General features: G+C 72.1%; 14 protein-coding genes and 1 pseudogene. 7 read left to right on the plus strand and 8 right to left on the minus strand.

The genetic code is table 11. The features are described 5' to 3' along the window. A complete protein-coding gene (locus JK364_RS42605; protein WP_201856812.1) occupies window positions 1-192 on the plus strand; it encodes a hypothetical protein in 192 nt (63 codons plus the stop codon). 86 nt (window positions 193-278) lie between these two features. Then, window positions 279-1,880 (plus strand): penicillin-binding transpeptidase domain-containing protein, encoded by a 1,602-nt coding sequence (locus JK364_RS42610; protein ID WP_201856813.1) that lies wholly within the window; start codon window positions 279-281, stop codon window positions 1,878-1,880. A gap of 63 nt (window positions 1,881-1,943) precedes the next feature. Here the strand turns inward: JK364_RS42610 and JK364_RS42615 are convergent, their stop codons facing one another. Beyond that, a complete protein-coding gene (locus JK364_RS42615; protein ID WP_201856814.1) occupies window positions 1,944-2,306 on the minus strand; it encodes a DUF4180 domain-containing protein in 363 nt (120 codons plus the stop codon). A 1,043-nt stretch (window positions 2,307-3,349) separates the two neighbouring features. Here JK364_RS42615 and JK364_RS56005 point away from each other — a divergent pair. Both JK364_RS56005 and JK364_RS42620 read left to right on the plus strand, forming a co-directional pair. After that, window positions 3,350-3,445 (plus strand): annotated as a pseudogene (locus JK364_RS56005) (carbohydrate ABC transporter permease); the annotation flags it as partial. 13 nt (window positions 3,446-3,458) lie between these two features. After that, window positions 3,459-6,380: a glycoside hydrolase family 2 TIM barrel-domain containing protein gene (locus JK364_RS42620; RefSeq protein WP_201856815.1), complete on the plus strand. Its 2,922-nt coding sequence runs from the start codon at window positions 3,459-3,461 to the stop codon at window positions 6,378-6,380. Window positions 6,381-6,469: 89 nt separating this feature from the next. Here JK364_RS42620 and JK364_RS42625 read toward each other — a convergent pair whose 3' ends face one another. The 5 genes from JK364_RS42625 to JK364_RS42645 form a co-directional block, all read right to left on the minus strand. After that, window positions 6,470-8,467: a DUF2264 domain-containing protein gene (locus JK364_RS42625; protein WP_201856816.1), complete on the minus strand. Its 1,998-nt coding sequence runs from the start codon at window positions 8,465-8,467 to the stop codon at window positions 6,470-6,472. After that, entirely contained in the window at window positions 8,464-9,555 is a 1,092-nt protein-coding gene (locus JK364_RS42630; RefSeq protein ID WP_201856870.1) for a rhamnogalacturonan acetylesterase, read from the minus strand. Before JK364_RS42630 ends, JK364_RS42625 begins: the two co-directional genes overlap by 4 nt. Window positions 9,556-9,900: 345 nt before the next feature. Next, window positions 9,901-10,356: a peroxiredoxin gene (locus JK364_RS42635; protein WP_201856817.1), complete on the minus strand. Its 456-nt coding sequence runs from the start codon at window positions 10,354-10,356 to the stop codon at window positions 9,901-9,903. A 36-nt stretch (window positions 10,357-10,392) separates the two neighbouring features. After that, on the minus strand, window positions 10,393-10,701 hold the full coding sequence (locus JK364_RS42640) for a hypothetical protein (protein ID WP_201856818.1): 309 nt from the start codon (window positions 10,699-10,701) through the stop codon (window positions 10,393-10,395). Window positions 10,702-10,737: 36 nt separating this feature from the next. Then, window positions 10,738-12,015, minus strand: a complete 1,278-nt coding sequence (locus JK364_RS42645) for an amidase (protein WP_201856819.1) — start codon at window positions 12,013-12,015, stop codon at window positions 10,738-10,740. Window positions 12,016-12,288: 273 nt separating this feature from the next. On the opposite strand from JK364_RS42645, the gene JK364_RS42650 reads away from it, so the two are divergent. The 3 genes from JK364_RS42650 to JK364_RS42660 are packed head-to-tail and all read left to right on the plus strand — an operon-like array spanning window position 12,289 to window position 16,605. Then, the gene (locus JK364_RS42650; RefSeq protein ID WP_201856820.1) at window positions 12,289-14,541 is read left to right on the plus strand and encodes an MMPL family transporter; all 2,253 of its coding nucleotides are present in this window, start codon (window positions 12,289-12,291) and stop codon (window positions 14,539-14,541) included. A gap of 7 nt (window positions 14,542-14,548) precedes the next feature. Continuing rightward, window positions 14,549-15,916 carry a sensor histidine kinase gene (locus tag JK364_RS42655; protein WP_201856821.1) on the plus strand — a complete coding sequence of 456 codons (1,368 nt, stop codon included), beginning with the start codon at window positions 14,549-14,551 and terminating at the stop codon, window positions 15,914-15,916. Continuing rightward, on the plus strand, window positions 15,913-16,605 hold the full coding sequence (locus JK364_RS42660; RefSeq protein WP_201856822.1) for a response regulator transcription factor: 693 nt from the start codon (window positions 15,913-15,915) through the stop codon (window positions 16,603-16,605). Before JK364_RS42655 ends, JK364_RS42660 begins: the two co-directional genes overlap by 4 nt. A gap of 5 nt (window positions 16,606-16,610) precedes the next feature. Here the strand turns inward: JK364_RS42660 and JK364_RS42665 are convergent, their stop codons facing one another. Together JK364_RS42665 and JK364_RS42670 are read right to left on the minus strand one after the other, a co-directional pair. Continuing rightward, the gene (locus tag JK364_RS42665) at window positions 16,611-17,834 is read right to left on the minus strand and encodes an FAD-dependent monooxygenase (RefSeq protein WP_201856823.1); all 1,224 of its coding nucleotides are present in this window, start codon (window positions 17,832-17,834) and stop codon (window positions 16,611-16,613) included. Next, entirely contained in the window at window positions 17,831-19,237 is a 1,407-nt protein-coding gene (locus tag JK364_RS42670) for an MFS transporter (protein ID WP_201856824.1), read from the minus strand. The genes JK364_RS42665 and JK364_RS42670 overlap by 4 nt, the downstream gene beginning before the upstream one ends. Window positions 19,238-19,435: the final 198 nt, after the last annotated feature.

The raw sequence follows: 19,435 nt of genomic DNA on the forward strand, positions 1-19,435 counted from the left end.
ATGCGTCCGACTCCTACTCACCAACCTGCCTTACTGACCACCCAGGCCACCGACCAGGCCAACGAGGCGATACGCGTCTTTCTGCGGGCCCGGGCCGGCCGGGCGCTGCGGCCTTCGGAGCGGGCCGAGTACAGCCGGTTGCTGAAGGTCTACACACGGGCGTTGCGCGGCGAAGTGGAAAAGGCCGCCTGAGCGGCACGGGGGCGATGCGCGCAACGGCCCGCGCCACCCAACGAAGGTGAAAGCGGCCGACCACAGGTGAAAATCGGGGGGACGCCATGCGGGCGGTGGGGAAGGTCGTCTTAGGGGCGCTGTCAGTGGGCCTCCTGGGGGTCGCGGGCTACGGCGGATACAACCTCTACACCGGCGTGACAGGCGGCGACACCACCGCGGCCCATGACGGTCCGGTGACCGGGGACGAGGCGCGGCGGACCGCGCGGGAATTCCTGGACGCGTGGGCGGACGGCAATGACATGCTCGCCGCCGGACTCACCAACGACGCCGAGTCGGCGATCGGCGCCCTCAGCGGCTATCGCGACGACGGGCATGTGAAGAAGGTGACGGCCACCCCGGGCACGGCGCGGGGCACCACGGTCCCGTTCACCATCAAGGCCGACGTGGTCTTCGGCAAGGCCCGGTCCAGCTGGACCTACACATCACGGCTGACCGTGGTGCGCGGCCGGACGACCAAGAAGCCGCTGGTCGACTGGAGGACCTCCGTCCTCCACCCCAAGCTGGGCGCCAACGAGTCCGTACGGACGGATCTGGCGGACAATCCGCCGGTCCGGGTGCTGGACCGCGGCGGCGAGGAGCTGCGGCAGGGCCGCTATCCCTCGCTCGACCCGGTGCTGATCGCGCTGCGCGCGAGATACGGGGCGGACGCGGGCGGCACGGCCCGGGTGGAGGTCTCGGCGGTCAAGCCCGACGGGACCGCCGGAGCCACGCTCCATGTGGTGACGAAGGGCACCCCGGGCACGCTGCGCACCACCCTGGACGCCGGGGTGCAGAGGAGCGCGGAGAAGGCGGTGGCCACGCGCGACGGCGCCTCCGTGGTGGCGCTCAAGCCCAGCACCGGGGAGATCCTGGCGGTGGCCAACTCCGACCAGGCCGAGTTCAACGCCGCGTTGCAGGGGCAGACGGCTCCGGGGTCCACGTTCAAGATAGTCACCGCCGCCACTCTGCTGGAGACGGGCAAGGTCAGCCCGGGCCGCCCGGTGCCGTGCCCGAAGACGGCGGCGTACGCACAGGGCATGATGTTCCACAACGTCGAGGACAGCGAGAACCCGGCCGCCACCTTCGCCCAGGACTTCGCGGCGTCCTGCAACACCGCGTTCGTCTCGCTCGCCGGGGCCGTGCCCGAAGGCGCGTTGGCCCAGGAGGCGCGGACCGTGTTCGGGCTCGGGCTGAACTGGCGGGTGGGGGTCACCACCTTCGACGGCGAGGTGCCGAACGGAAGCGGCGACGACAAGGCCGCGGCCATGATCGGCCAGGGTACGGTCCAGATGAATCCGCTCACGATCGCCTCGGTCGCGGCCACCGCCCAGACGGGCACCTTCAAGCAGCCCGTCCTCGTACCGCGCTCCGTCGACCACCGCGAGATCGCCACCAGCGACCGCGGCCTCGGCCCGGCCACCGTCGCGCAGCTGAAGGCCATGATGCGGCTGACCGCGACCAGTGGCACCGCCGCCCGCGCGATGTCCGGGCTCACCGGCGACATCGGCGCCAAGACGGGTTCGGCCGAGATCGACGGCCAGCCCAAGACCAACGCCTGGTTCACCGCCTACCGGAACGATGTGGCGGCCGCCGCCGTGGTCACCGGCGGTGGGCACGGCGGGGATGCCGCCGGACCCGTCGTCCGCGCGGTGCTCACGGCGGGCTGAGACTCCCCCTCAGCCCTCCCCGACCCTCCCTCAGCCCTCCCTCAGCCCTCCCTCAGCTCTCCCTCAGCTCTTCAGCCGCTCCCGCAGCTCCTCGACATCCGCCAGGAACCACGTCTGCCGTCCCCGATTACACTCGCGGACGAAATCCCGCAGCGCCGAACTGTCCTCCGTATGACGGGAGATGTCACCGAGGACCACCAGCCCCATGGCGTATTGCACGAACTTCTGGATGATGTCCCCGGCCACCCGCGTGCTCAGCCGGAAGAACGCCTCGTCGAACCGCTCGACCGGGATGACGACCCACTGGGCGCCCTGATACCCGGCGTTGCCGATGAGATCCAGCGCGTCGCGTTCACCGCCGATGGCCTCACCCTCGGCGGCACACATCAGGACGGTGACGCCATGGATCGTCTGCAGATCGCTCATGGCCCCAAGGCTATGGGCGCACCCGGGCGCGGTCGACGGCATTACGGCGTCCCGTCCCCCGCCGATGCCCTCCCCGAACCCGTTCCGGGCCCTCCTCAACTGCCCCTACGTGCGCGGTGTCGCTCGTCGACGTTGGCGGAGGCGCGAGCCTCAAGGGCGCGACCGTGCGAGGCTCAGGGCACATGGAGTTGGCCCTGAGCCTCGCGCGAGAAGCGGGAATCCTGTTCGAGTCGCATCCTCATGTCCCGGCACGCCGCGCGAAGCGAAACCGTGTTTGGGGAGACCAACGCGTCCACTCGCAGCGGTGCCGCATGGACATCAGCCCGGACGGTCACCGGAGGTGCACGCCGTGTAACGGCGTTGCAGCTGGAGTACTAGGATGCCGTTTTTGCTCGCTGCGCGCCGCGACGCTTGCCGAGTTGGGAGCCCAGCCCAGATCGATGTGTTCGCCGCCGTAGCCGCCATGCGCCGCGCGCGGGAGACGGAACGCACGATCCGGACGGGACAGTCATGATGGCCGACACCCCCGAGGTCGCGTTCGCTCTCGTCCTTGAACATGGGATGGACTGCCCTACCTGCCGCACCAGCGACCGCCTTTGCGACATCGGTCAGGAGCTGCTGCGCATCCACAACGCCAACCGTTCCGATGCGGCCGCCCCGCACACGGGAGCGCCCGGGCGCTGCGACTGCTGCGGCAGAAATCAGGAACTCTCGACGGTCCACGAGTCCACCCCGACCGGGCCCGAACGGACGCGCTACGTCTGCCCAGGATGCGCGCCCCGGCCCCCAGGCCGGGATCACGCTCCGGAGGGCGTCTCCGCCGGGCGGCCGGCGGCTCGGCGCGAGCGACAGCGCACCGAATAACAGCCCACCGAACGGAACGCCCCCGGGACGCGCACGGAAATCGCGTCCCGGGGGTCTCGTGGGAATAGCTACGCCATCGGCGTGAACCAGACTTCTCTGGCACTCTGGCCTTGCGGTCGGCGCCCTTGCCGCGCGCAGTTGGCCGTTGGCCTTCTTGTCCATCCGCACCTGTTTCTTCTGCAACGGCCGTATCGATCCTGCCACTTGTCCTGGTCTTCGTGTTCCTCCAGCGCTGGCTGGTGCAAGGTGTGGCACAGACCGGTATCAAGGGCTGACCGAGGAGAGTCGATGAGCTCCACGCAGCACACGCCACTGCCCTACTACGAGGACGTCTCCCCCGGCGCGGGAGCGCTGCCGCCCCGCCCCTGGACCCCATCCTCCGACGCCGCGCGGCTGAGCCTGAACGGGACGTGGTCGTTCCGGCTGTCGCCGACCGCCACCGCCGAGGACGACTCCTTCGCCCGCCCCGGCTACGACGCCCGCGGCTGGGACGAGCTCCCGGTGCCCGCCCACTGGGTGCTGCACGGCCACGGGGCGCCGATCTACACCAATGTGCGCTACCCCTTCCCGGTGGACCCGCCGCGGGTGCCCGACGAGAACCCGACCGGCGACCATCTGCGCGTCTTCGACCTCCCCGGCGACTGGCCGGAGGGCGGGGACGCGGTCCTGCGCTTCGAGGGCGTCGAGTCCTGCGCCCGGGTCTGGCTCAACGGCGAGGAGCTGGGCACCTTCAAGGGCAGCCGGCTGCCGCACGAGTTCGCGGTCGGGGGCCTGCTCCAGCCGTCGGGCAACGTGCTGGCCGTACGCGTCCACCAGTGGTCCTCCGGAACCTATCTCGAGGACCAGGACCAGTGGTGGCTGCCCGGTATCTTCCGTGAGGTGACGCTCGAGCACCGTCCCGAGGGCGCGCTCGACGACTACTTCGTCCACGCCTCGTACGACCACACCACCGGCGAGGGCACGCTGCGGATCGACTCCGACCCCGGCGGCCGGGTCACCGTCCCCGAGCTGGGTCTCGACCTGGCCACCGGGGAGAGCGCCACCGTCCCCGTCGAGCCGTGGACGGCGGAGACGCCCCGGCTGTACGAGGCGCGGCTGACCACCGTGGGCGAGAGCGTCTCGCTGCGGGTGGGCTTCCGTACCGTGGTGGTCGAGGACGGGCTGCTCAAGGTCAACGGCCGGCGGGTGCTCTTCCGCGGCGTCAACCGGCATGAATTCCACCCTGAGAACGGGCGGGCGGTGGACCTCGCGACCATGCGCCGCGATCTGGTGCTGATGAAGCGGCACAACATCAACGCCGTGCGCACCAGCCACTATCCGCCGCATCCGGCCTTCCTCGGGCTCTGCGACGAGCTGGGGCTGTGGGTCATCGACGAATGCGATCTGGAGACCCACGGCTTCGTCGACCTGGACTGGCGGAACAACCCGGTGGACGACGACCGCTGGACCCCGGCGCTGCTCGACCGCGCCGAGCGGATGGTCGAGCGGGACAAGAACCACCCGTCCATCGTGATGTGGTCGCTGGGCAACGAATGCGGCACCGGGCGCGGGCTGTCCGCCATGGCGGACTGGATCCGGGAGCGCGACCCGTCCCGGGTGATCCACTACGAGGGCGACCTGTCCTGCGCCGACACGGACATCTACTCGCGGATGTACGCGCGGCACGAGGAGGTCGACCAGATCGGCCGGCGCGCCGAGCCGCCGTGGGGCGATCCGGAGCTGGACGCGAAGCGCCGGGCGCTGCCGTTCATCGAGTGCGAGTACGCGCACGCCATGGGCAACGGTCCCGGCGGGCTGAGCGAGTACCAGCGGCTGTTCCAGGAGCATGAGCGCTGCCAGGGCGGTTTCGTCTGGGAGTGGATCGACCACGGCTTCACCCGGCGCGCCCCCGACGGCCGCTTCTACCACGTGTACGGCGGCGACTTCGGCGAGGAGCTGCACGACGGGAACTTCGTATGCGACGGGCTGGTCTTCCCCGACCGCACCCCCTCCCCCGGCCTGATCGAGTACAAGAAGGTCATCGAGCCGGTGCGGATCGAGGGCGACGGGGCCGACGGCACGGTCCGGATCACCAACGGCCATGACTTCGCCGATCTGTCCCATCTCGTCTTCTCCTGGACCTATGAGGCCGAGGGCGAGGCGATCGGCTCGGGTGAGCTGGCGGTACCGCCGCTGCCCCCGGGCGAGTCCGCCGTTCTGAAGCTCCCGGCGCCGCCCGACGCCGACGCCGGAGCGGAGACGTGGTGGACGGCCGAGGCGCGGCTCGCGGCCGCGACGGCGTGGGCCGAGGCGGGCCATCCGGTGGCCTGGGCCCAGCTCCCCGCCGCCACCCGGGCCCGCACCCCCGCCTCGGGAGTGGCGCCGCGCCGCGACGGCGGCCGGATCGTGCTCGGCCCCGGCGTCTTCGACGCGGCCACCGGCGCCCTGACCTCGCTCGGCGGGCTCCCCCTCACCGAACCGCCCCGGCTGGACATCTGGCGCGCCCCCACCGACAACGACAACGGCGCGTCCTGGCAGCCGGACGAGCGCTGGGGCCTGATCTGGCGCCGGTTCGGACTGCACCGGACGCGGCACCGGACCGACGCGGTGGAGACGACCTCGGACGGTGCGCTGACCGTCCGTACCCGCGTCGCGCCCGCCGCCGTGGACATCGGCCTGGAGACGGTCTACCGCTGGACCGCCGACGGGGACGGACGGCTGAGCCTCGCGGTCTCCGTCACCCCGCTCGGCGAGTGGACCTTCCCGCTGCCGCGCCTGGGCCTGCGGCTCGGGGTCCCGGCCGCGCTGGGCGACGCCGAGTGGTTCGGCGGCGGCCCCGGCGAGGCGTACCCGGACACCCGCGCCGCCGCGCGCGTGGGGCGGTGGGCGATGTCGGTGGACGAGCTCCAGACGCCGTACGTCCGTCCGCAGGAGAACGGCGCCCGGATCGACGTCCGCTGGGTGCGGCTGACCGCGCCCGACGGATCGGGGGTGCGGATCGAGGGCGAGCCGGCCTTCTGGTTCACCGCGCGCCGCTGGACCACCGAGCAGCTCGACGCGGCCGAGCACACACCGGATCTCGAGCCGTCGAACGAGACGGTGTGGGTGAACCTGGACCACGGACAGCAGGGCATCGGCAGCCAGTCCTGCGGCCCGGGGGTGCTGGACGAGCACCGCCTGGACGCGGCCCCCGCCGAGTTCTCGTTCACCTTCTCGCGGTTGAGCGGTTGAGCGGTTGAGCGGTTGAGCGGTTGAGCGGTTGAGCTGACGGTCGTACGGTCCGGGGCCGGTCCTGGCGACCGGCCCCGGACCGTCGTTTGCTACTCCACCCGCACCGCGCCCGATGGTCCGAACCGCGCCCGCCGCACCTCGCCGTCCCACCAGGTGACCGTCACCAGATGGGTCCCGTCGCCCGCCGGGCCCGCCGCCGCGCGGACCAGGTCGGCCAGCGGGGGCGCGGCGGCGTCGGCCGTGAGGCGGGCGAGGCAGAGGAAGAGGTCGCCCCCGGCACGGCCCGTCGTCTCACCGGCCAGCGCGGGTGAGACGGCGCGCCGGGCGAAGGCCGTGGCGGCGGCGGGCAGGGCGCCGTCCTTCATCAGGCCGTGGAGCGGCAGCAGTTCGGACCGTGGCCCCTCCTCCGCCACCGGGGGATCCGCGACCGCCCAGCCGGTCTGGCGGACGGCCCGGCCCGGCGCGGCGCCGGTCACCAGGTGGATCCGGACCTCCACGGCGCCGCGCACCAGCACCAGCGAGGTGACGCACACCTCCTCGCCCTCCTCCGGCTCCTCCCCCACCAGTCGCGCCCGATGGCGCGAGGCGGCCCAGCCGTCGCCCGCGCCCAGCGGCTCCAGCGCGGTGCGCAGGGAGATCCGGCCGCCGTGGACCAGGCCGAAGTGGTTGTCGGGGGCGACGCCGTACGGGAAGGGGCCGGTGGCCGTGGAGTAGGCGAGGCGGGCGTAGTGGGGGTCGTCCTGGTCGGGGTCGCCGGGCGGCGGGAGGTGTTCGCTGCCGTGGTTGTGGAGCCGGACCAGACCGTCGCCCGCGGTGGACTGGAGCAGCCAGTTGGGGCCGGGGACGGCGCGCGTCACGTCCGCGCGCTCGGCGGGCCCCGGCTCCTCGCGCGCCGTCCAGACCTCGTGGTCGGCCGGGAGCAGCAGCCCCAGGAAGCCCTTGGCGGCCCAGTACGGGGAGGCGGGGCCGGAGTACGGCTGGAGGACGCCGTCGTACGGGCCGTACCAGCCGAGCGAGAGCAGCCCCCGGTCCGTGGTCGCGCCCCGGTCGAGGAAGTGGCGCAGGGCACCGGAGGCGAGGCGGCGGGTGGTTCCGGGGTCAAGCGGGGTGTGGCCGGTGAGGGCGCCCAGCCAGAGGGGCGCGGCGGCGGCGAAGCGGTACGTCAGGGAGCGGCCCTGGTGCAGCGGGGCGCCGTCGGCGCCGAAGAGGTGGGCGTAGTCGGCGAGATGGGTGGCCAGCCGGCGCCCGTAGCGGGTGAGCCGCTCGTCGTCCTGGGACAGCCATGCCTCGAGCGCCGGATACAGGTGCAGGGCCCAGCCGTTGTAGTAGTCGAAGGCGCGGCCCGCGCCGTCGCTGTACCAGCCGTCGCCGGTGTACCAGGGCTCGATCCGCGCCAACCCGCGCGCCACGGCGGCGCGGGCGGCCTCCGGCTCGATGCCCGCCTCGGCGAGGAAGCCGCCGACGGCGACGGGGAACAGCTCCCAGTTGCTGGGTACGGGTTCGGCGGTGAGCGCGTCCACCAGCCAGGCTCCCACCCGCTCCCGGACGCCGTCGTCGAGCCGGTCCCACAGCCAGGGGCGGGTGAGCCGCAGCCCGAGGGCGATGGAGGCGGACTCGACCAGCGGCTGGCCGCGGTCGGTGATCCGGGGCCAGTCCTCGGATCCGTCGCCGCCGGGGTGTGCGGTGCTGGGGCGTGCGGTGCCGGGGCGTACGGTGCCGAGGTGTGCGGTGCCGGTGGCGAGCCCGTCCGCGTACCGCTCCAGCAGCCCGCCGGGATCGGCGCCGCGCGCGCCCGCGATGCGGAAGGCGGCCAGCAGAAACGTCCGGGCGAAGCCTTCGAGGCCGTCGGAGCGGGGGCCCGACCAGCTCGGCCGGTCGCCCGGGAGCGGGTAGAGCGCGCCGCCGGGGGTCGCGTACGGGGCGACGGCGGCGAGCAGGCCGTCGGCGGCGGCCTCCCAGTGGGCACGGGTCCAGCCGGTGCGGGGGCTGATGTCGCGGTCCTCCGGGGGCAGCGCGAGGTGCCGTGCGAGGCTTGGCGTGCGGTGCGGCGTGCGGTGCGGTGTGAGGCGCGGTGCGAGGCCGGTCATCGGAGCACCCCCGCGGGGACGAGGCGCTGGGCACTCAGCTCGCCGAGCACCAGCCGCGCGACCTCGGTGGCGCCGTGGGCCGAGGTGTGGGTGTTGTCGCGAACCTCGTCGTAGAGGTACAGCCGCTTGGACCCCTCGGGGCCGAGCTCCTCCACGAGCCGCTTGGTGAGCGCGGTCAGATCGATGAGCGGTACGCCCCGCTCGGCGGCGAGCGAGCGCATCTCGGCGGGCAGATTCACCCCGAGGCCGTTGATGTGCAGGGCGGTGGCGTTGTCGAGGGTGCCGTCGTCGTTGAACCAGCGGCGCACGATGGGCGTGACGAGCACGGGCTTGCCGCCACGCGCCCGTACGCCGTCGAGCAGCGCGCCGAGGTGGGCGCGGTAGTCGGCGGCGGTCGTCTGCTTGTCGTTGTGGGCGAACTGGACGAGGACGGTGTCGCCTGGTCGGATCAGCGGGCGCAGGGTGGCGAAGAGCCGGGGGTCGGCGAGGAAGGAGCCCGAACTCTCGCCCGAGTCGGCGTAGTTGGCGACCGACAGCCCGCGCCGGAAGAACTGCGGCAGCTGCTGGCCCCACCCGGTGTACGGGGCGGTGAGCTGGTCGCACACGGTGGAGTCCCCGGCGAGGAAGAGCTGGTGGCGGCGACCGGGGGTGGTTTTGGTGGCCTCGCTGACCTCGCCAGCCTCGTCGGCCTCGCTGACCTCGGTGACCTCGGTGACCTTCAGACCCGCGAGGCGCGGCGCGGCGCCGCCGAAGGCGAGGTCGAGCCCGGGGCTTCCACTGGGTCCGGTGGGCTCGCCCTCCGGCTCCCGTACGTTCACGGTGAAGGAGCGGACGAGCCGCTGCCCGGCGGCGGTCGGCGTGGCGGCGAGCATCGTCCGCCGCGACTCGGCGGTGACGCCGGTGCTGCCCGCCTCGGCGCCGCCGAGGACCGCCGTCACGTCGTACGTCCCCGGCGGGACATCGGCATGGCAGACGATGGGCGCGGTGCCGGTGCACTGCGGGACGACCGCGGCCGTGGTCGCGGCCGTGGTCGCGGCCGTGGTCGCGGCCGTGGTCGCGGCCGTGGTCGCGGCCGTGGTCGCGGCCATGGTCGCGGCCGTGGTCACGGCCGTGGTCACGGCCGTGGTCACGGCCGGGCTTTCGGCGGGCCCGGGCCCGGGGCTGGGACTCCCGGCCCAGGCCGGGGCGCCCGGTAAGGCGGCGAGGCAGGCGGTGGCGGCCAGCAGTGCGGTACCGGCGCGTCTCATGAAGGCTCCTCGGCTCGGCCCAGTTCGGCGCTGGAGGTTCGCCGATGGCGGGGGAAGCTACGGTCGGCCGCCCGACCATACGCCGTGTCGGCAAGCGCTTGCTAGAGGGCGCGAACGTCAGCGGGGGCCGCCCAAGAGGCGGCCCCCGCAAGTGATTTCCGCCGGACGCGGACGGTCGTACGGGACTTACCCGTTCCTGCCCCGCAGGGCATCGAGCGCCCGGTCCGCGTGCACGGCCATCCGGAACTCGCTCTTGACGATCTCCAGCACTTTGCGATCGGTATCGATCACAAAGGTGACCCGCTTGGTCGGCACCGCCGCGATCCCGCGCTTCACCCCGAACCGCTCCCGCACGGTCCCCTCCGGATCCGACAGCAGCGGATAGCCGAAGGAGTACGCATGGGCGAACTCCGCCTGCTTCTCGACCGAATCGGCGCTGACCCCGACCGGCTGGGCGCCGAGCTCCTTGAACTCCGCAGCGATGTCCCGGAAGTGGCACGCCTGTTTGGTACAGCCGGGCGTGAAGGCGGCCGGATAGAAGAACAGCACCACCGGGCCGTCCGCCAGCAGCCCGCTGAGCGAACGGACGGTACCGCTCTCATCCGGCAGTTCGAAGTCCTCGACCACATCACCGATGTCCATGAGGGCACGCTACCGGCCGCCGCGCCCGGCGGAGCGTCAGTAGCGCAATCGGGCGGTGTGGCCGTCGATGCGCAGGATGCATTCGGTGAACAGCGCCATCGACGGACTGTCGTCCGTGGGGACCAGCCGCAGCCCCAGGTCCATGATGGACCGGATCACGTGGGCGGTACGGCTTCCGTCGGGATCCTGTCCGCGCAGCGCGGACCACGCCTCGAACTGCGCCCGGACCGTTTCCCACGCCGGGCCCGGCGTGAAGTGACACAGAAAAACCGGCTGGTCGACCCCGTACTGGCGTAACTCGCCGACTGCGGACTCACCTTGCATAAGCCACCATGTGGCACTCATCTCGTCCCCAACTCCGTACACGGGGGTGGATACCCATCATACGGGTGCGGTCGTCCCAACGAGGACCGACTCCACATCAGGGGCCCAGCCCAGCAGCCGCTCGTCCGCTCCCGGCCGGGCCACGCACTGCACGCCCAGCGGAAGGGAATTGGCCGCCCGGCCCGCGGGCAGCGCCAGAGCGGGGGTTCCCGCGTAGCTCCAGGGGAGGCTCATCACGGAGTCGCCGGTGCTCGTCAGGCCGTACGGCGCCGGGCCCGTGGCCGCCGGGGTGATCCACAGATCGATCCCGTCCCGGTCCATGGCGGCCACCAGCCGCTCGCGGAACCCGGCGCGGGCGCGCAGGGCCGCGGCGTACGCGTCGTCGCTCATCCGCTGCCCCTCCCGGATCGCCTCGACGGTCTGCTCGCGGTACCGCTCGCCGTGGCGCGGGAACCATACGGCGTGGGTCCGCGCCAGCTCATAACGGTTGATCACCCGCTGCTCCGCCACGACCCGTTCGAAGTCGTCCGGGAAGGGCACCCGGCGGATCGTGAATCCGGCGGCCGCCAAGTGCCCCGCCCGCTCCTCGAAGGAGCTCCTGGCCTCGGCGTCGGCGCGGTCGAGGTACGGCCCGAGCGGAACGCCGAGCACCGGCCGCCGCCCCGCCGCCGCCGCCCCGCCCTCGCCGGACGGCCGCCAGCCGTCGCACAGCACGGCCGCCGCCGGGGCCAGGGTCGCCACATCGGGGGCGAAGAGGCCCACGGTGTCGAAGGTCGGGGCGTTGGGGATCACACCGTCGGAGGGGATGCGGCCGTGGGTCGGCTTGAAGCCGACGACCCCGCAGTAGGCCGCCGGGCGGATCATCGAACCGATCGTCTGGGTCCCGACCGCCAACGGCACCATCCCCGCCGCCACGGCCGCCGCCGAACCACTGCTGGAGCCGCCCGGAGTGTGGTCGAGTTGGCGCGGATTGCGGGTCGGCCCGGGAGCGGTCACGGCGAACTCGGCGGTGACGGTCTTGCCCGCCACCAGCGCCCCCGCCTCCCGCAGCCGTCCGACGAGCGACGCCTCCGCCCCGGCGAACACCTCGGCGGGAACGTCCGACCCGGCACGCGTGGGCACCCCCTCGACATGCACGATGTCCTTCACGCCCACCATGACCCCATACAGCGGCGGCCGCCCGTCCACATCCCCCCACCGCTCATCGGCCGCACGCGCCGCACGCCCCAGCCGGTCCCGCCGACCGGGCTCGGACACGAAGGCCTGGATCTCCCCGTCCCCAGCCTCGATCCGGTCACAGGTCCGCGCTGCCACGGTGGCGCAAGAGGTGTCCATGAACCGAGGCTACGCGGCGCACCGCGCTCCCGTACGCCCCGGTGAGCCGGTCCTGTCGATATGACCCCGGCCCAAATAGCCCCGGCCCGAACAGCCCCGGCCCGAGCCGGCCCGTAGTGCGTAGGCACCAGGACACATGAGTGGCTGGTCCGGGCGCACCAGGGGAAGACGGCGGCGCAGGACGATGCCCGGCGGGGCGCCGGAAGGAAGTGTTGGAGGCGCGTGAATCCCGCGCGATTCCCCTTGCCCAACGGTGTCTGGAGTGATCAACAGGTGGCTACATATCTTTACCGGATCGGACGGTGGGCCTTCCGGCGCCGCCGGCTCGTGGGTGGTCTGTGGCTGGGGGTCCTGGTGCTGGCCATCGCCGCCGCAGGCGTGGCGCCGGAGGGGAAGGAAGAGGACCTCTCCATGCCCGGCACCGAGTCGCAGAAGGCGTTCGACCTGCTGGACGAGCGCTTCCCCCAGAGCAACTCCCAGGGCGCCGAGGCCCGCTTGGTGTTCCAGGCCCCGGACGGGCAGCGGGTGACGGCCAGGGAGAACAAGGCGGCCGTCGGGAAGGCACTCGGCTCGCTGGACGGGAGCGATCAGGTCGCGTCGACCACCGACCCCTATGAGACCGACGCCGTCAGCGAGGACGGCACCATCGCCTACTCCACGATCACCTACACCGTGGGCGCCGTCGACCTGACCGGGACGACGAAGAGCGCCCTCGAGGACGCCGCCGGCCAGGCCCGGGACGCGGGGCTGACCGTGGAGATCGGCGGCTCGGCCCTGGACTCGGAAGAGGAACCGGGCGGTACGACGGAGATCATCGGCGTGGCGGTGGCCGCGGTGGTGCTGGTCCTCGCCCTCGGGTCGCTGGTCGCGGCCGGATTGTCGCTGCTGACCGCCTTCGTGGGCGTGGCCATCGCCTTCGGCCTGGTCTCCGCGCTGGCCGCTCCGCTGGGCCTGACGTCCACCGTCGCCATCCTGGCGCTGATGCTGGGGCTGGCGGTCGGCATCGACTACGCGCTCTTCATCACCTCCCGCTTCCGTGACGAGCGCGCCCAGGGCAGCGAGCCGGAGGAGGCCGCCGGCCGGGCGGTGGGCACGGCGGGATCGGCCGTCGTCTTCGCCGGTGCGACCGTCTTCATCGCCCTGGTCGGGCTGGGGGTCGTCGGAATCCCCGAACTCACCAAGATGGGCATGGGCGGCGCGGGCGCCGTGGCCCTTGCGGTACTCGTCGCGCTGACCCTGGTCCCCGCGCTGTTCGGGTTCTTCGGCCGGCGGGTACTGTCCCGCGCCGCGCGCAAGGCACCCTCGAATCGCCGGTCGGGAAGCGAGCGCCCGCACGCGGCGCCCACCGCGGCCGGCCGGCCCGGGCTCGGGACCCGCTGGGCGCGGTTCGTGCTGCGCCGGCCGGTGGCCGTGCTGCTGATCGCCGGACTCGGTCTCGGCGCCGTCGCCGTACCGGCACTGAGCCTCGAACTCGGGCTGCCCGGAGACGAGTCCAAGTCGGTGGAGACCACCCAGCGCCGTGCCTACGACCTGCTGTCAGAAGGCTTCGGCCCCGGCTTCAACGGCCCGTTGACCGTGGTCGTGGACACGTCGGAGTCCGGGGACACCCGGGCCACCACGAACCTGGTCGCCAAGACCGTACGGGCAGTGGACGGGGTCGCGTCGGTCGGTGAGCCGGTGCTCAGCCGGACCAAGGACACGGCCGTCCTCACCGCCGTCCCGCGGACCGCGCCGAACAGCGGCGAGACCAAGGACCTGGTGAACGCGATCCGGGGCGCGGTCTCCGGCATCGAGGCCGACACGGGCGCCGGCATCCTGGTGACCGGCACCACCGCGATGAACATCGACATCTCCGAAGCCATGTCCGACGCCCTCATCCCCTATCTGACCGTGGTCATCGGCCTGGCGGTGCTGCTGCTGATGGTGGTCTTCCGCTCGCTCCTGGTCCCGGTCAAGGCCGCGCTCGGCTTCCTGCTGTCGGTGGGTGCCGCCTTCGGCGTCCTCGTCGCCGTCTTCCAGTGGGGCTGGGCGGCCGACCTGATCGGCATCGAGCAGACCGGACCGGTCATGTCGCTGATGCCGATTCTCATCATCGGCATAGTGTTCGGCCTCGCCATGGATTACGAGGTCTTCCTCTTCACCCGGATGCGGGAGGCCTACGTCCATGGCGCGTCCCCCGGCGACGCGATCGTCAGCGGGTTCCGGCACAGCGGACGGGTGGTGGCCGCGGCGGCGATCATCATGATCAGCGTGTTCGCCGGATTCATCGGGATGAGCAGCCCGACCATCCAGACGATGGGCGTCGGCCTGGCCGCCGCCGTCGCCTTCGACGCCTTCGTGGTCCGGATGGCGATCGCACCCGCGGTCCTGGCACTGCTCGGCCACCGGGCCTGGTGGCTGCCTCGTATCCTGGACCGTGTGCTGCCGAATGTGGACATCGAGGGTGAGAAGCTGAACAGGCCTGTCCCGGCCTCCGCGACCGTGCCGGACGCGGCGGCGCCGCGGCTCCCCGTCGACCGGTACTGAGGCGACCATGACGCACAGGGCTGGCGATGGCCCGCGACCACGCGGCACGTGGTGGCGGGAGGGAGCGATCACGGCGACGGCGTTCGTGCTCTGTCTGCTCGGCGGCGTGCTGCGGGACGACGGCAGCACGCTGCAACCGCCGCCTGCCGCCGCCTACTTCATCGCCGTGGTGTCCTGTGCCGTGCTGCCGGTGCGGCACCGGGCGCCCCTGGCCGCCATGGCGGTCACGGCCGCGAGCGGCGTGCTGGTGCCGCCCTTGGGCCTCCTGCTGAGCCCGCTCATCGTGGCCCCCGCCGGGATCACCGCCTACTCCTACTCGCTCACCGCGCGCACCGAACGGCGCGCGGTGGGCGCGGTGTCGCTCATCTCCCTGGCGCTGCTGATCGCCTCCACCCCCTTGTTCGGGGCCCTCTCGGGGAAGGACGCGAGCAGGGTGGCCGCGGTGGTGGCGTTCCCGCTGGTGGCCGGCCTACTCGGGCACTCGGTGCGGAACCGGCGGGCCTACCTGGCGGCCGTGGAGGAGCGGGCCCGGCAGGCCGAGAAGAGCCGGGACAGCGAGGCGCGCCGGAGAGTGGGCGAGGAACGGTTGCGCATCGCCCGGGAACTGCACGACCTCGTGGCCAGTCAGATCACCCTGGCCAACGCGCAGGCCACGGTCGCCGCCCACCTCTTCGACGCCCGCCCGGAGCAGACCCGCAAGAGCCTCAAGGAGCTCATCGAGACCACCGGCGACGCGCTCGACGAACTACGGGCCACGGTCGGTCTGCTGCGTCAGTCCGGGGACGCGGACGCGCCCGCCGAACCGGCGCCCGGGCTGTCCCAGCTTCCCACGCTCCTCGAGTCGTTCCGCCGCGCGGGTCTGGAGGTGTCGGTGCACCAGGAAGGCACGGCCAGGCCGCTGCCGCCGGGACTGGACCTCACCGCCTACCGCATCGTCCAGGAGGCCCTGACCAACGTGACCAAGCACGCCGGTACCGGTAGCGCCCGGGTGCGCCTCGTCTGGAACCGCGATCGCGTGACCCTCACCGTCGCCGACGACGGCGGGGGCGCCCGTATAGCGCCGACCGCGTCCACTGGGCGGGGTGCGGCCACGGGCCCGCGTGCGGCCACGCCGGCGGACCGTCCGCCCGGCTACGGTCTGATCGGGATGCGTGAACGTGCCACCGCGGTCGGGGGGCAGCTCTCGGCGGGCAGGCGCCCGGAGGGCGGCTTCCTCGTCTCCACCCAGCTGCCCCTCCCGCCCGCCAAGGACACGACGCGCGGGACTGACGGAGCGACATGGACTGACGGAGCGACAACCATCGAGGGGCGAATGACCGACGGAGCGACGGGCGACGGACGGACGGGCGGCGGAGAGGCCGGGGGTGCGCCATGACGCTCCGGGTGCTGCTCGCCGACGATCAGGCCCTGCTGCGCGGGGCCTTCCGGCTGCTCCTCGACAGCGCCGACGACATCACCGTGGTCGGCGAGGCCGCCGACGGCAGGGAGGCGGTGAGACTCACCCGGGAGCTGCGGCCGGATGTGGTGATCATGGACATCCGGATGCCGGAGGTGGACGGTCTCACCGCCACGTCGGAGATCTGCGCGGACCCGGATCTGCGTGCCAGCCGCATCCTGGTCCTCACCACGTATGAGACCGACGAGTACGTCGCTCAGGCGCTGCGCGCGGGGGCCGGCGGCTTCATCGGCAAGGGCATCGGGGCCGAGGACCTGCTGGACGCCGTGCGGACGATCGCCGACGGCGACACTCTTCTGTCCCCCGCCGCCACCCGCTCCTTGGTCGCCCGTTTCCTGGCCACACCGGACCACGCCGCGCGGCACCACCCCGAACAGCTCGCCGTGCTCACCCCGCGCGAACGCGAGATGGTGGCCCTGGTCGCGACCGGCCTGTCCAACCAGGAGATCGCCGAGCGGATGTTCCTCAGCCCCTTCACCGTCCGTGCCCATGTGCAGCGCGCCATGACGAAGCTGGACGCCCGCGACCGGGCGCAACTCGTCGTCATCGCCTACCGGACGGGCCTGGCCCACGCCGCCCCCGACGGCGGGACCGACGGCCCGTCGTAGCCGAGTCACGGCATCGGGGCGAATTCGGGCAGGGTAAGGGCCGAGTGGGCCGGTCGTGGTGTCGCGGAGGGCATGGTGACGAGGCCGCGCAGCATGGTGTTGCGTTGCTCCAGGGCCCGCTCCGTGGTGGGGAAGAGCCTGGCCGAACCGTTGTCGACCAGTGCCTGGTTCATGGCGACGAAGTCGCGAACGCCGCGTTCGTAGGCGGCGAAGGCCGCGGTGTGGTCCCGGTTCGTGGCCAGGGCGTTGGCGAGCATGTAGGCACCGACCAGTGCGAGGCTCGAGCCTTGTCCGGTGAGGAACGAGGGTGCGTACGCGGCGTCGCCGACGAGCGCGACACGGCCGCTGGACCAGTGGGGCATGCGGATCTGACCGGCCGTGTCGAAGAACAGGTCATCCGCGTCGCGCATGGCGTTGACCATGCCGGGGACCTCCCATCCCGCGTCCGCGAAGACCGTGGCGACCAGGTCCCGCTGGGCGTCGGGGTCGCGGAGGGCGTCGAGCGGCGGTTCCGGCCGGTGGAAGTTCAGGAAGGCGTGCAGCTCGTCGTTGCCCCCGACGGCGTAGAGGGCCGCGGCTTTCCCCGGGGCGTTCCACAACACGAGCTCGCGGGAGAGCCCGAAGGTGTTCGGCATGGTGAATATGGCGAAGCAGTAGCCGAGGTAGCGGTGGAACTGTTCTTCGGGGCCGAACAGGGACTCCCGGGTGGCCGAGTGCATACCGTCGGCGCCGACCACCAGGTCGAATGTGCGCCGTTGCCCACTGTGGAAAGTGACGTCGACGCCCTGTCCGGACTGGTCGAGGGTGTCGATGGAGTCGCCGAACAGGAATTCCACGTCATCGCGGACTTTTCCGTAGAGGGCCGCGGCCAGATCGCCACGACGCACCTCGAGGTCCTGTCCCTCGACACTGCCGGCGATGGCGTGCGGGCTGAGCGAGGCCAGTTCACTGCCATCGGCGTTCAGGAAGGTGCAGCGACGCGAGTCGATGTGGGCGTCCCGCAGTCGCGGCAGTATCCCCATCCGCCGGACCACCTCGATCGCGGTACCGCGGATGTCGATCGGGTAACCACCGTCGCGCAGCCCGCCTGCCTTCTCCACCACGGTGACCGCGCATCCGGACCGGTGCAGCCAGTACGCCAGCGCGGGTCCGGCGATACTGGCCCCGGAGATCAGGACCGTGCGCTTCGCGGTGGTACTCACGTCCATCGACAGACCGGTGGGTGTCATGCCTGGGCTCCCTTTTTCTTTGTGATACGGACAACGAGCAGTGACAGTGCGGCCACGACACCGGCGACGGCGAAACCCGTGGCGAAGGCCGATTCGCTCGGCAGGCCAGTCTTCGAGTCGGCCCCGGCGTCGAGGATCGCGGCGGCGATCTGGACGCCCAGGGCGATGCCGATCACACGTGTCACCACGAGCAGGCTGGTGGCGATGCCGGTGTCCTTGGTCTCGACGGCGGTGGTGGCGCTGGTGAGCAACGCCGTGGTGCCGGCGCCCGCGGCCATCGCGGCCAGCGCCTTCGCGAGGACGAGCTGCCATTCCGCGGTGTGCAGCGAAATCAGGGCGGTCATCGTGGCCGCCATGACGACGGCCCCGGCGATGAGCACGACACGCAGACCGAAACGCCGCGCCGCGATCCCGCCGACCGAATCGCTCACCGCCCCGGCGATGGCGCCGGGGAGCAGGAACAGTCCGATGTCGGTGGTGTCGGCTCCGAAGCCGTACCCGTCGCCCGGTACCCCCAACAGCTGCGGGACCAGAAAGCTCACCATCCCGAAACCGGTGGTGATGACGATGGTGAGCATGCACGCGTGCCACATGGCGGGCTTTGCCAGCATGCGCAGATCGACCATCGGCGAGGCCGCCCGGCGCTCGACGGCAACCCATCCGGTCGCGAGGGCGGCCACGACCACCGCGAGGGCCCCGATGGCGAGTGGCGGCAGGCCTTCGTCGCCCGTCGCCCTCACGAGCCCGAGCATGAACGCGAGCAACGTGCCGCTGAGCAGAGCCACGCCGGGCCAGTCGATCCCGTACTCCGATTCGACCGGCGGATCATGCGGCATCAACCGAGCCACGAGCAACGTCATCGCGATGATCACGATCGTCGGCAGCGCGAACATCCAATGCCAGGAAAATGCCTCCGCGATCGGCCCGGCAGTCAGCGTTCCCACCATGCCGCCGCCCGTGAACAGCGCCATGACCAGCCCCATCCCCAGCTGCGACTCCCCTGCCGGGAGGTGTTTGCGCACCAGGATGAAGGAAAGGGGCAGCGCACCCACCATGGCGCCCTGCAATACCTGACCGAGCAACAACACCGGCAGGTTCGGCGCCAGACCGGCCAGCAGACCACCGGCCGAGACCACGGCCATCAGCCGGACCAGCACCCGCTTTCCGCCGTAGCGGTCGCCGAGTTTGCCTGCGACGGGTGCGACGGCGGCGCCGGTGATGAGCACCGCGTTGGAGACCAGCGCCCCTTCGCCGGAGCTGACCCCCAGCTCACGTTGCAGCAGCGGGAGCGCGGGATCCACCACTGTCTGCAGGGTGCCGAGGGCGAGCGCCAGGATGCCGAGGGCACCGATCGACAGCCACCCGATGCGGACCGGGGGCGGGGAAACCACAGCTTGGGACATAGCGTCCCTTTCATCGTTGGTGACGAGTTCATCGTTGGTCGCGAGCAGGTGCGTGGACCTGCTCGATGTGTGCGCGATGCGCGGAATTCACGCGCCTCCAACACTTCCCTCCGGCGCCCCGCCGGGCATCGTCCTGCGCCGCCGTCTTCCCCTGGTGCACCCGGACCAGCCACTCACCCGTCCTGGTGCCTGCGCACT

Origin of the sequence: Streptomyces endocoffeicus, assembly GCF_016741935.1 — a bacterium.
GTDB lineage: Bacteria > Actinomycetota > Actinomycetes > Streptomycetales > Streptomycetaceae > Streptomyces > Streptomyces endocoffeicus.